Source organism: Emcibacteraceae bacterium, assembly GCA_041396985.1.
Taxonomy (GTDB): domain Bacteria; phylum Pseudomonadota; class Alphaproteobacteria; order Sphingomonadales; family Emcibacteraceae; genus Pseudemcibacter.
In genome coordinates this window covers 222,916-234,506 of the sequence record JAWKXO010000002.1, presented here as the reverse complement: position 1 = coordinate 234,506, position 11,591 = coordinate 222,916, and the positions used below count along the sequence as shown (strand labels likewise).

The window sequence follows — 11,591 nt, the reverse complement described above, 5'->3', positions numbered from 1 at the left end:
GATATCGTAAATTTCAGCTTTTAGTTTACAACTACGTCGTCTTCGCTTTTTTTACCTTTTTTCGCCGCAGCTTGCTGCAGTTGTTGATGATATAGCCCTGCAAAATCAATCGGCTCAAGCATAAGAGGCGGGAAGCCACCATCACGGGTTACATCAGAGAGTATGCGACGGGCATAGGGGAATATCTGACGTGGCGCCTCAACCATTAAAAATCCCTGAAGTTGATCCTCAGGTAGATTTTTGATACCGAATAGACCGGAATAGAGAAGTTCTGCAACAAATGCTGTTTCTTCACCCGATTTGGCTGTTGCGGTGATTTTCAGATCTACTTCATAAATCTCTTCAGCGAGCTGTTGAGCATTGAGATTTACATTTATATTCATAGATGGCTTTTCTGTTGCAAGCTTCTGAATGGTTTGTGCCGGTGTCGGGTTTTCAAATGAAAGATCCTTTATATATTGGCCCAAAATACTGATTTGAATTTCTTCAGAATTTCCTTCATTGGAAACTTCGTTTTTTTCATTAGTCTCTGACATATTGCCTTTTCCTGATTTCTAGTCGCAAATTTACTCAGTCTGCTATCATGCTTTTGGGTTATTAACAAGTAATTCTATTTGAAAAATTAAATTGCAGCCTTATTTTCTCCAAAAAAGTGATTAAACGGAAGTATCATTATCCTTATTTTCTTTTTCAATTTTTTTGCTTTCGGGGGCGTTTTCATCCGTTTCTTCGAATTCACCATCAATTATAATCCCGCCGCGAAACGATGACCGCGGACGATTTTGATAGGAATGGTGCCCGGCATTAATGAGCATTTTTCCTAGCATTGCACGAACCGGGGCAATGGCAAGAAGTACAGCTATAGTATCTGTTATAAAACCAGGCAGTAAAAAGAAAAATCCTGCTATTGCCAGAAAAAACCCATGAATAAGTTCGGAAACAGGGCTTTCACCGCGATCGACCGTATTCTTCAGATTTTTCAGAACCTCGATCCCTTCCTGGCGGATTATAAAAATGCCGAGCATGGCTGTCAGGATCGTTAATGCCAGTGCTGTTACGCCGCCGATTTCATTCGCTACCTCAACAAAAACAAGGAATTCAAGATATGGAACGGCGATAATAGCGACTAAAAATAATAAGGGCATTTATTGTCCAAATGGTTGAAATATCAATTCATAATATATACATCATGTACTATCTAATATAGTATTAAATTTTGCGTATCAAAGAGTCGGCGGAAAATTTTATATAAACACGGAATGAGTATTTAGGAAATCAGATGGACGATAATATATTTTTAATTATCATGGCTTTTGTTGCAGGGTTCATCATTTTGCAACTGCGGCGCACATTGGGACGTCGTGATGGCTATGACGGTAAAGATGAAAGATCCTCTGATCATTCAATAGTTGAAAAAGGCCCTTCTAAAAGAAAGTTGGCCGAGAATGTCGTGCCGATGAAGGGCGGGATTAAGCAAAAAGACCCGGCTCAGGAACAATCGGTTCCTGCAAAAGATCTCGGTGTTGCCAAGTCGTCTCCTTTTTATAATGCACTTGAAAAAATAAATTCATATGACAGGAATTTTACTCTGCCCTATTTTATTGATGGCGCAGAATATGCCTATGGCATGATACTTAATGCTTTCTGGGAAGGCGACATCAAAACATTAAGAACATTTTTAAGCCGGGATGTTTTTAAAGAATTTGAAGACGCCATTAAAGCCTTGAAAAATGAAGGGCATCGGTTTGAAAATTCATTAAAAGATATTGAAAAAATTGAATTGGTGGATGCGAGCATTGAAGGCACAATGGCAGAGCTTACACTTCGTTATGAAAGCCATATGTCTATTGCAAAAAAAGATGCGGACGGCAATATTATTGACGGCGACCCTGAAAAAATTATTCCTGTCGTCGATATATGGACATTCTGCCGCGATGTGAAGCGCGGTGATCCAAACTGGACACTGGTTTCAACCAGCGATGAATAGAGTATAATCCGGAGCAGCAAACGTGACGATAAGAAATATTTCGGCTATTTTCCTGCTGTTTGGAATATTTCTCACCGCCCTTTACTTATTGATCATACCCGAAGAAAAGCATGAACCGGTAAATTTTGAAACGATCAGTTTTCAAGATCTTGATGGATGGCAAGAGGATGACCTGGGCAAAGCACTTGAAGCGTTTCAAATTTCGTGCGGGCGATTGCTTGACTTCCCCGATGAGCGCTCGTTTGGCGCGTTTGGTTCGGCCCTTGACTGGAAAAGCATTTGCCGGGCTTCTCTTGAAATTGACCCTGTAGCGGCCAGAAGATTTTTTGAGAACCGATTTACGGCACTTAAATTTACCCTTGAAGCACCGGGGCTTTTTACAGGCTATTATGCACCACTCTATAAAGGGTCAAGGGTGAAAAGTGATAAGTTTAGCGCGCCACTTTATATGGTGCCCGAAGATCTGCAGAATATTGATCTTGGCGATTTTGATGAAAGTCTTAAAGGCAGATCCATAATTGGTGAGGTTCGTGAGAATAAATTTGTCCCCTATAAAGACCGAGAAGCAATTGACCGCGGCGCCCTTGAGAATAAGGGGTTGGAGCTGGTCTGGCTTGAAAAACCGGAAGAAAGCTTTTTTCTTCAAATTCAGGGATCGGGATTTATTGAGCTTGAAGATGGGGAAATTTTTCATGTGGGATATGCCGAAAGAAATGGCCGTCCATACCGTGCCATTGGCAGATTTCTGATTGATAGTGGTGATATTGCCAGAGAGGATATGTCACTGCAGGCAATAAGGCGGTGGATGGATGAAAACCCTGAGAAATCGAAGCAGCTTATGTGGAAAAATCCTTCATACGTATTTTTCAGAAAAAGGGATGGCGACAAACCCGTCGGCAGCCTTGGTGTAGGTTTAACCCCGGGTCGTTCACTCGCAGTTGACAGAAGTTATATTCCGCTTGGTGTTCCTCTATGGCTTCAAACCTATCAGGAAATGTCATCGGATGAAGGTAAGATTATCAAAATACCGGATTTGAATAGGCTGGTGGTTGCTCAGGATACCGGAGGAGCGATCAAGGGTAAAATCCGTGGTGATGTCTATTGGGGGATTGGAGATTTGGCGGAATTAAAGGCGGGACCCATGAAAGATATGGGAACATATTATATTCTGGTTCCCAAGTCTCTTGTTCCTTCTCTCCTGGAAGGGAGTACTGGTGATCCGTTATGAGCAGACGCGATCTGACCAAGGATGAAAAGAGGCTTTGGCAGATATATACGCGTGATGTAACACCAACAGGCTCAGAAAAACCCGTTATTTCAGAGGCAGACGCGGCGGACCGGTATAATATCAAGCTTCCCGCGAAAAAGGTCTTTAAAGAAAATCGCACCCCATCGGTTTCTAATTTTGAAAGTCTAAAAAATAAAGACAGCAATTGGGGGAAAAAATTAAAGCAGGGAAAAGTCAGGCCGGACGCAAAAATAGATCTCCATGGATTAACCTGTGTTGAAGCGCATGAGAGGCTGCTTCGTTATCTAGAAAGGGCACAGAAGAATAACAAAAGGGTTGTTTTGGTTATAACAGGTAAGGGTGGCCCCAAAAATAAAGCATATGAAGAAATCCGCTATAATGATTTCGAGAACAGCCATGGCGTGCTAAGAAGGGAAGTTCCAATGTGGCTTTCAGGCGGTGCAATGCGACATATGATAATTTCCTTTCAGGAAGCCCGGCAAGCAGACGGCGGCAACGGTGCCTTATATGTTGTATTGAAGAGGAAATCATGACTCCATTTGGTGAAAAAGTTCGTGAACTCAGGAAAGAGAGAGGCATCAGTCAAAAACAAATGGCTAAAAAGCTTGCAATCAGTCCGGCCTATTTGTCAGCACTGGAGCATGGCCATCGGGGGAGACCATCCTGGCGTCTCATTCAGCAGATTATCAGTTTTTTTAACATCATATGGGACGAAGCGGAAGAACTTGAGAATCTGGCAAGATTATCTCATCCAAGGACAGTCGTGGACACTTCAGGGCTTAGTGCAAGGGCAACCGAGCTCGTTAATCTTCTAAACCAGGATATCCGAGAATTGAGCGACGAAAAAATTGAAAAAATGCTCGAAATCATAAAAGAAAGAACCTGATCAAGCAGTTTTGTGTCTGAACGTCACACTGAAGATTACATTAATTATAATGGCTGAATAAGATTTATTCTTGGACGGGCGGGTGAATTTTAATCTGCGTAATCTGGTTTCTTTTGCGTTTTAAAATTTCGAATTTGAAGCCGTCTTTTTCATAAATCTGACCAGGAAGTGGAATAATCTCTGCCTGATCAATTATATAGCCAGCAATGGTAATCGCATCCTCATCGCTTAATTTCCAGTTAAACTGGCGGTTAAGATCTCTAATCGGTGTGGTGCCTTCGGCAACTATGACCCCTGATTTAAGAATTCTGATATCACTGTTTAATTTATCGTGCTCGTCTTTTATTTCGCCAACAATTTCCTCAAGAATATCTTCAAGTGTGATTACGCCCATTAAAGCACCATATTCATCCACCACAACAGCAAAATGAGCTTTTCTGGCAAGGAACATTTTAAGCTGGTCTCTAAGGCTTGTGGTCTCCGGCACAAACCATGGGTCTTGCGCTATTTCCCTTAGAGTCTGATGATTAAGTTCGCCGTTATTCTGACGGGTGATTCGCAGGACATCTTTTGCATGGACAACGCCAATAATATTATCCTGATCATTTTCCCACATTGGAAGCCGAGTATGTGGACTTGACACGATCTGCTTAATGATGTCGTCAATATTATCCTGGACATTAATGGTTTCTACATTTTTACGATGGACCATTACATCTTCCAGACTTATTTCATCCAAATCCAGAATGCCGGCAAGCATATCCTTATGCTCTTTGATGATGCCGCCCTCATGGGCCTGTAAATCAATTGCGCCGCGGATTTCATCCTGCGGACTAAGAACTTTCTGATTTCTTTCTGCCTTTACACCAAGCAACCTTAAAGTACGCCGTGCAATCAGCTGTATGAGGCGTACAATTGGCGCAAAAATTATGACGATGATATTTACAAAAGGCGCTACCTTGAGAGCCACTCTTTCAGGGTTTGAAATAGCATATGTTTTAGGCATGACTTCTGCAAAGATCAGAACAATTGCGGTCATTATAAATGTGGCGTAAACGACGCCAATCTGGCCAAATAGTTCGATGAAGAAATAGGTGGCCAATGCTGATGCAAGAATATTCACCAGATTATTGCCGAGCAGAATAGCGCCGATCAGACTTTCCGGATCAGAAATTAGTTTTTCAACAAGGGCGGCTTTTTCATTACCCTCTTTTGACATTTTATGCATGTTGGAGGCAGGCGTGGCCGTAAGGGAGGTTTCAGAGCCTGAGAAAAAACCTGAGAATATTATCAAAAATATAATAACGACCAGTGCAAGAATAAGTTCTATTTCCATTGGGGTAGATTTATCCTTTTAATGCATCCTTCAATAAAGATTTTACACTATCCATATTCACTTCATTTGTAAGAAAAGCTTTACCTATCCCGGAGACAAGCACAAAAGTAAGCTTTCCGCCAGACATTTTTTTATCGCCCTGCATATGTTTAAGCAGATTATCAACATTAAAATCAAAAGATGAAATTGACTGTGCGGAAATATCAGCAAAGTGTTTTTTTACGCGTTCTACATCACCAGATGAACATAATCCCATCCGTTCAGATAACTGAAAGGCCAAAATCATACCCATTGCAACAGCTTCACCGTGGTAAAGGGTGTCATTATATCCGTTTTCAGCTTCTAGCGCATGGCCAAATGTATGTCCCAGGTTTAATAGGGCTCGTGCCCCACTTTCCTTTTCATCCATACTTACTATTGCGGCCTTTGCCTCGCAGCTTTTTTTTATGGCTTCACGGCGCAGTGCGCGCATGTTCGTCTCTTCACCGTCAATTAATGATGGTCCGTTCTTTTCCAGCCAGTTATAAAAGTCCGGATCATTAATAAGCCCGTATTTTACTATTTCTGCATAACCGGCAATGACATGGCGCTTTTCAAGTGTTTCAAGTGTCGTCACATCAATCAGTACAAGCCGGGGCTGATGAAATGCCCCGACTAAATTTTTACCATATTTGCTGTTAATACCTGTTTTCCCGCCTACTGAACTGTCAACCTGTGCCAGTAAAGTGGTGGGGATCTGGATAAAATTAATGCCCCGAAGGTAAACGCTGGCAGCAAAACCCACCAGATCGCCAATGACACCGCCGCCAAAGGCGATGATCGTATCACTGCGTTCCAGCCTCATTGACAGTAATTTATTCAGTAAAGATTCAAGATGATCAAAGGATTTCGTCGCTTCTCCGGCAGGCAATATTATATTATCATACTCAATCCCGCCTTTTTCAAGGCCGGCCTCCAGTCGGGCGAGCTGATGATGAGCAACATTCTCGTCTGTTATAATGACTGTTTTGGCTCGTTTTAAATGTGGCCTGATATGGTCAGCCGCCGCATCAATTATATTTTCACCAATCAGTATGTCGTAGCTTCTTGATCCCAGATCAACTGTTGTTTTTTGTATCATTCTCTTTGCCTGTAACACTGGCCTTATTATTTGGGGATTGCTTATTGGTTCCCATGCGTTTTTGATATTTCTTTTTCTCAATAGCCAGAAATTTATTAAGCTTCCATATTATATCATTGACAACTTTATCATGGGGACCCTGCCCACTTTCAATAATTAAATGTGCTTCTTCATATATAGGATATCTTTCCTTGGTCAATTTCTGAAGAATTTCTTTTGGGTCACCAGTTTTTAATAATGGCCGTGTGTCCCGTTTCGACGTCCTTTCAACCAGAAGATCGACATCAACTTTAAGCCATATCACGATTGTCTGCTTTAATAATCTGCTTCTTGTTTTTTTGTCTATAAAAGCGCCGCCACCAGTGCCAAGAACAATCTTTTTATCCTCATTAATTAGCCGGTTTATGACCCGACGCTCTCCTTTTCTGAAATCCTCTTCCCCGAATTTCTCAAAAATCTCGCTCACTGTGTGACCTGCAGCTTTTTCAATTTCGTGATCGCTGTCGACAAATTTTAGATGTAACCGTCGTGCAAGGCGAACGCCGATTGTCGTCTTTCCGCTTCCCATAAGTCCAACCAGCGATATACTCTTTCGCAGAGGATATCTCAATCGCGGAGCAAGGCTGTTTTTTCTTTTTCTTTTTATGTTATTCATTATATCTACTATTTACATGTCTTTATTCGGATTAGCCACGAAATAAACATATTTTTTCCTATGCTTTACGCCGGAGAGAAACACGGCTAATATGCGGTGCTGAATTTAAATTTCTTTTATAATATTACAGAGGTAAATATACCAATGGCAAAATTATGGCTTACGCTGATTATACTGATACTGCTGACAATTGTTGGTGCAGGCATCTACCTTATGACAGCGGATATTCCCGCGCCAACGGAACATGTGGAAAAAACACTTCCTGACGATACTTTCCCGAATTAGGTATAGTGCAGGTAAATTGACATGACCCGAGCATATTCATCAATTCAATCACTTCTTTTTGGGAAAGCCGGTATTTTATCTGGTGTTATGACGATTGGCGTTATGCTATCTATTCCTCTTTTTGCCCATGGCCAGGCTCGGCAGACTGAGCCAGCAGTTCCAGAAGCTGATTCAGCGCCAAAGTCTATATTATTTCCCTCCGGAGTGCCCGGGCCATATTTCCCAAGCGATAGTGAAATTGCTGAAACGGCCGAAAGTAGGCTTGACCAGCCTTCAGGGCAATCAATTCTCAATGAAGATATGGATCAAATTACTTCACCCGGTACGGATGTCGATGTCATTGATCTAGCAGGGCAGGACCAATCGGCCTACGGAATTTTGACACGCAGTAATGGGGGACTATCCAGAATAATTTGGCAGCCTTCAACATATGAAAATATTGAGAAGCTGTTTAAAGTCCTTCAATTGCCATCCAAATCACCGGCTATGAATACTATTTCCAAGAAGTTGCTGCTTTCTGCTGCATTGCCGCCCACAGGTGTCACCATAATCTTAAATCCTGAAAATCAGCAATCAGCACCTGAAGAAGAGCTTATAGACCCGGATCTTGTAAAAAGATTTATAAATCTGAGGATTTCAAAGCTGATTGAGCAGGGGAATCTGGATGATATGGTTAAGTTTATACAGAACTTACCTGAGGGGACACTTGAACCCAGTCAGCAAAATGCTGAAATATTAATGCTGGGGGGAGACATAATAGGCGCCTGCGAAATGACAATGAATGCCAGAAGCGAGCAGGAAAATCAGCGGCAAAACAGTTTTTCGAATCGGGGGGCAATGACTGACCAGGAGCGGTCAGACGATCTTTTCTGGCTGAAAATGCTGGCCTTCTGCCGAACCTTGGAAGGGGACAATACCGGAGCACAGATTGCCCTTGATATGATGACAGAACGTGGACAGGAAGATTTTATCTATTTTGATCTGCTCAATAAGCTTATGGAAAACCCTGATACAAGGTCTGTATTCCTGAGCGGTGGACTTTCATCACTGGACCCGCTCAAATATACTATTTTGTCGCTTCTTGATCAGCCAATTGATGCCAATTTAATAGAAGACAGCTCACCGCTCATACTCAGTGCGCTTGTTATAAACCCTAATATGTCAGCAGATAACAGATTTCAGGCAGCGGTAAGAAGCTATCAGTCAGGGGGTGTTTCAGCAGACGTTCTGCGCAATATTTATGGTCTTCAGGAATTTTCCGAAAGGGAATATAACAATGCTGAACAGCTGGCACAATTTGATGACCGGCCGATGATGGATGCGCTTCTTTATCAAACAGCTTCAAGGCAAGCGGATGATGCGGCAAAAACGGCAATCCTTAATGTTATATGGCAGCGGGCTGCAGAAAAAAATGATCTTCCACGTGCGTCGGAGCTGAATATAAAAACACTTATGTCCTTAAATCCATCAACAGATCTTATTGGGCAGGCTTATCAAATTACCAGAGGTCTTATTCTCGGTGGCGAAATTGAAAAAGCAAAAGAATGGTATGATTTTACACGAAGGGCCGCATCAACGGGAAACAGCGAAGCGACGACGGCTCTTATTAAAACATGGCCGTTGGTTATTCTGGCTGCGAACAGAGGTGAAATCGCCTGGTCGGAAGATATTCTTGATCTTTGGTGGAATGGTCAGTCCCTGTTATCCCCTGAAAACAGAGACAGCAAAGCAACACTTTTCTATGCTCTCGCTGAGGCATTTCAATTTGAAGTACCAGATAATAAATGGCAAGAGCTTGTTGCTTACCGACATGATGATAACACTCACTCAATTCCGCTGTCTGTTTGGCGGGATATGATCCGGTCGGTTGCTGAAAATAAACAGGGTCAGGCGATTATTTTAAGTCTGATCGCCATGGGCGCGGATGGGCCCGGCAGTCTGGATGCATCAGGCATAAGTGTTGTCGTGCGCCTATTGAGAAGTTTTGGCCTTGAACAACAGGCGCGTATGGTGGCAATTGAAGCTCTAGTTGCCCATGATTTTTAATGAATGATCAAAATTTAATAGATTTGTTCCTTGAAATGATACTGACTGAGCGAGCAGCGTCGCTCAACACAATCGAATCCTATCGACGTGATCTGGAACAGTTTATTGAAAGCATGTCGAATAAATCAGAAAATATATTAATTGCTGCCCGACCCGAAGATCTTAGAAAATATCTGGCCCAAATTGAAAAAAAAGGGTTTGCTGCCAGTACATCAGCCCGGAAACTTTCTTGTCTAAGACAATTTTATAAATTTATCTATGGCGAAGGTATTAGGGCTGATAACCCTGCGCTTGACCTGGAAAGCCCTCATACGGGCAGATCGTTGCCAAAATTGCTCAGTGAACAGCAGGTCTCGGATCTTATATCATTTGCAGAAAAGCGTGCCCGGGAAACAGGAAATTTCAATGAGATGCGACTTTGGGCCCTGCTGGAGCTTTTATATGCAACTGGACTTAGGGTTTCTGAACTGGTTTCCCTGTCCTCATCCGTTTTCCGAAGCGGGGAACCCTATATTTATGTTCGCGGTAAAGGGGAAAAGGAACGATTGGTTCCGCTCAGCATCAGAGCCCTTAAAGCAGTACAGGAATATGTTGACGTCATGGCCTCAACGATAAATTCGTCGGGCAAATTAAAGTTCACAAAAGAACAGAAAAAATGGCTTTTTCCGTCAAATGGCAAACAGGGCCATTTAACAAGACACCGTTTTGCGCAACAGTTAAAACAGCTTGGAGCCGAGGTGGGTATTTTACCCTCTTCCCTTTCCCCACATGTCTTAAGACATGCTTTTGCCACCCATCTTCTTGCCAACGGGGCTGACCTCAGGGCGGTTCAGAAAATGCTCGGTCATGCCGATATCAGCACAACGCAAATATACACACATGTGCTTGAAGAACGTCTGAAATCACTGGTACAAAGCAAACACCCGCTTGTAAAATAACGGGTTTATTTATTTTTGTGATGTTTTTTTAGTCGCCTTTTTCCTTCCCAGAGGGTATAACGTCTTTTTTGCGAACAATAATAGTGAAGTCATATTATATGCAAACCTATTTGGATTTTGAAAAATCTATCGCCGAACTGGAAAGCCGCATTCGCGACATTAAAAGTTTGGAAAGTGGTGATGAAATTAACATTGCCGAAGAAGTAAGACGACTGGAAGCAAAGCTTGATGACCTATTAAGGTCCACATATGCTAAATTGTCATCATGGGAAAAAATTAAAGTAGCCCGTCATCCTGACCGCCCTCATTTATCAGATTATATTGAAAATCTTTTTACGGATTTTATGGAGCTGGCAGGAGATCGAAGCTATGCTGATGATCAGGCTATTATTGGTGGCATTGGCCGTTTTAAAGGCCAGTCAGTCATGGTTGTCGGTCATGAGAAAGGTAATGATACTCAGAGCCGGATCAAACATAATTTTGGTATGGCACGGCCTGAGGGGTTCCGCAAAGCCGTAAGGCTTTTTCATCTTGCGGATCAGTTTAAAATTCCCATTGTGACTTTTGTCGATACGGCAGGAGCCTACCCCGGCATAGGGGCTGAAGAACGCGGTCAGGCGGAAGCAATTGCCCGATCAACCGAAGCCTGTCTTCAAGTAAAAGTGCCCCTCATCAGCATCATTGTTGGCGAAGGTGGGTCCGGTGGTGCCGTTGCTCTAGCGGTTGGTAATAAAGTTTTGATGATGGAACATGCCGTATACAGCGTTATTTCCCCGGAAGGCTGCGCCTCCATATTATGGCGCACCAACGAAAAGGCAGAAGATGCTGCTAATGCTCTTAAAATTACAGCACAAGACCTTCTGAAGCTGGAAGTAATTGACGAGGTTATTCCAGAACCTATCGGTGGCGCCCATCGGGATCATGAAAAAACCATGAAAGCAGTGGGTAAGGCAATTGATAATGCCTTGATGGAGTTTTCGGCGATAGGCCCTGAAAAATTAAGAGAACTCAGAAACGAGAAATTCCTCAATATGGGTAATATTTCTCTTTAGGACAACTTTATGACATTAAAAAAGCGCCGTATTTTGT

At 42.6% G+C, this 11,591-nt stretch carries 13 protein-coding genes; 8 read left to right on the top strand and 5 right to left on the bottom strand.

Annotated features, from left to right (window positions below):
- Positions 1–20: 20 nt before the first annotated feature.
- Together secB and R3D86_05715 are read right to left on the bottom strand one after the other, a co-directional pair.
- Positions 21–536 carry a protein-export chaperone SecB gene (gene secB, locus R3D86_05720; protein ID MEZ5757697.1) on the bottom strand — a complete coding sequence of 172 codons (516 nt, stop codon included), beginning with the start codon at positions 534–536 and terminating at the stop codon, positions 21–23.
- A 120-nt stretch (positions 537–656) separates the two neighbouring features.
- Complete coding sequence (locus R3D86_05715) at positions 657–1,145, bottom strand: FxsA family protein (protein MEZ5757696.1); 489 nt, start codon at positions 1,143–1,145, stop codon at positions 657–659.
- Between the two features lie 134 nt (positions 1,146–1,279).
- On the opposite strand from R3D86_05715, the gene R3D86_05710 reads away from it, so the two are divergent.
- From R3D86_05710 to R3D86_05695, 4 genes are read left to right on the top strand one after another with little or no spacing between them, the layout of a single operon-like run.
- On the top strand, positions 1,280–1,987 hold the full coding sequence (locus R3D86_05710) for a Tim44/TimA family putative adaptor protein (GenBank protein ID MEZ5757695.1): 708 nt from the start codon (positions 1,280–1,282) through the stop codon (positions 1,985–1,987).
- Positions 1,988–2,009: 22 nt separating this feature from the next.
- Complete coding sequence (locus R3D86_05705) at positions 2,010–3,215, top strand: MltA domain-containing protein (GenBank protein ID MEZ5757694.1); 1,206 nt, start codon at positions 2,010–2,012, stop codon at positions 3,213–3,215.
- Positions 3,212–3,769, top strand: coding sequence for a Smr/MutS family protein (locus tag R3D86_05700; protein ID MEZ5757693.1), 558 nt, complete (start codon positions 3,212–3,214; stop codon positions 3,767–3,769). The genes R3D86_05705 and R3D86_05700 overlap by 4 nt, the downstream gene beginning before the upstream one ends.
- On the top strand, positions 3,766–4,122 hold the full coding sequence (locus R3D86_05695; GenBank protein MEZ5757692.1) for a helix-turn-helix transcriptional regulator: 357 nt from the start codon (positions 3,766–3,768) through the stop codon (positions 4,120–4,122). The genes R3D86_05700 and R3D86_05695 overlap by 4 nt, the downstream gene beginning before the upstream one ends.
- Positions 4,123–4,186: 64 nt before the next feature.
- Here the strand turns inward: R3D86_05695 and R3D86_05690 are convergent, their stop codons facing one another.
- Genes R3D86_05690 through R3D86_05680 form a run of 3 tightly spaced genes read right to left on the bottom strand, consistent with a single transcriptional unit; the run spans position 4,187 to position 7,233 of the window.
- The gene (locus R3D86_05690; GenBank protein MEZ5757691.1) at positions 4,187–5,458 is read right to left on the bottom strand and encodes an HlyC/CorC family transporter; all 1,272 of its coding nucleotides are present in this window, start codon (positions 5,456–5,458) and stop codon (positions 4,187–4,189) included.
- Between the two features lie 10 nt (positions 5,459–5,468).
- Positions 5,469–6,578: a 3-dehydroquinate synthase gene (gene aroB, locus R3D86_05685; protein ID MEZ5757690.1), complete on the bottom strand. Its 1,110-nt coding sequence runs from the start codon at positions 6,576–6,578 to the stop codon at positions 5,469–5,471.
- On the bottom strand, positions 6,556–7,233 hold the full coding sequence (locus tag R3D86_05680) for a shikimate kinase (protein ID MEZ5757689.1): 678 nt from the start codon (positions 7,231–7,233) through the stop codon (positions 6,556–6,558). The genes aroB and R3D86_05680 overlap by 23 nt, the downstream gene beginning before the upstream one ends.
- 144 nt (positions 7,234–7,377) lie before the next feature.
- Between R3D86_05680 and R3D86_05675 the strand changes: the two genes are divergently transcribed.
- The 4 genes from R3D86_05675 (at position 7,378) to R3D86_05660 (ending at position 11,554) form a co-directional block, all read left to right on the top strand.
- Positions 7,378–7,518, top strand: a complete 141-nt coding sequence (locus R3D86_05675; protein ID MEZ5757688.1) for a hypothetical protein — start codon at positions 7,378–7,380, stop codon at positions 7,516–7,518.
- A 21-nt stretch (positions 7,519–7,539) separates the two neighbouring features.
- Positions 7,540–9,564: a hypothetical protein gene (locus R3D86_05670; protein ID MEZ5757687.1), complete on the top strand. Its 2,025-nt coding sequence runs from the start codon at positions 7,540–7,542 to the stop codon at positions 9,562–9,564.
- Complete coding sequence (locus R3D86_05665) at positions 9,564–10,502, top strand: tyrosine recombinase (protein MEZ5757686.1); 939 nt, start codon at positions 9,564–9,566, stop codon at positions 10,500–10,502. The genes R3D86_05670 and R3D86_05665 overlap by 1 nt, the downstream gene beginning before the upstream one ends.
- Before the next feature lie 98 nt (positions 10,503–10,600).
- Complete coding sequence (locus R3D86_05660) at positions 10,601–11,554, top strand: acetyl-CoA carboxylase carboxyltransferase subunit alpha (GenBank protein ID MEZ5757685.1); 954 nt, start codon at positions 10,601–10,603, stop codon at positions 11,552–11,554.
- The last annotated feature ends 37 nt before the right edge of the window (positions 11,555–11,591 follow it).

What these genes read in the sequence shown, in the direction of transcription:
- secB (MEZ5757697.1), bottom strand. Translation starts at nt 536, where the DNA reads ATGTCAGAGACTAATGAAAAAAACGAAGTTTCCAATGAAGGAAATTCT.
- R3D86_05715 (MEZ5757696.1), bottom strand. Translation starts at nt 1,145, where the DNA reads ATGCCCTTATTATTTTTAGTCGCTATTATCGCCGTTCCATATCTTGAA.
- R3D86_05710 (MEZ5757695.1), top strand. Translation starts at nt 1,280, where the DNA reads ATGGACGATAATATATTTTTAATTATCATGGCTTTTGTTGCAGGGTTC.
- R3D86_05700 (MEZ5757693.1), top strand. Translation starts at nt 3,212, where the DNA reads ATGAGCAGACGCGATCTGACCAAGGATGAAAAGAGGCTTTGGCAGATA.
- R3D86_05695 (MEZ5757692.1), top strand. Translation starts at nt 3,766, where the DNA reads ATGACTCCATTTGGTGAAAAAGTTCGTGAACTCAGGAAAGAGAGAGGC.
- R3D86_05690 (MEZ5757691.1), bottom strand. Translation starts at nt 5,458, where the DNA reads ATGGAAATAGAACTTATTCTTGCACTGGTCGTTATTATATTTTTGATA.
- aroB (MEZ5757690.1), bottom strand. Translation starts at nt 6,578, where the DNA reads ATGATACAAAAAACAACAGTTGATCTGGGATCAAGAAGCTACGACATA.
- R3D86_05680 (MEZ5757689.1), bottom strand. Translation starts at nt 7,233, where the DNA reads ATGAATAACATAAAAAGAAAAAGAAAAAACAGCCTTGCTCCGCGATTG.
- R3D86_05675 (MEZ5757688.1), top strand. Translation starts at nt 7,378, where the DNA reads ATGGCAAAATTATGGCTTACGCTGATTATACTGATACTGCTGACAATT.
- R3D86_05670 (MEZ5757687.1), top strand. Translation starts at nt 7,540, where the DNA reads ATGACCCGAGCATATTCATCAATTCAATCACTTCTTTTTGGGAAAGCC.
- R3D86_05665 (MEZ5757686.1), top strand. Translation starts at nt 9,564, where the DNA reads ATGAATGATCAAAATTTAATAGATTTGTTCCTTGAAATGATACTGACT.
- R3D86_05660 (MEZ5757685.1), top strand. Translation starts at nt 10,601, where the DNA reads ATGCAAACCTATTTGGATTTTGAAAAATCTATCGCCGAACTGGAAAGC.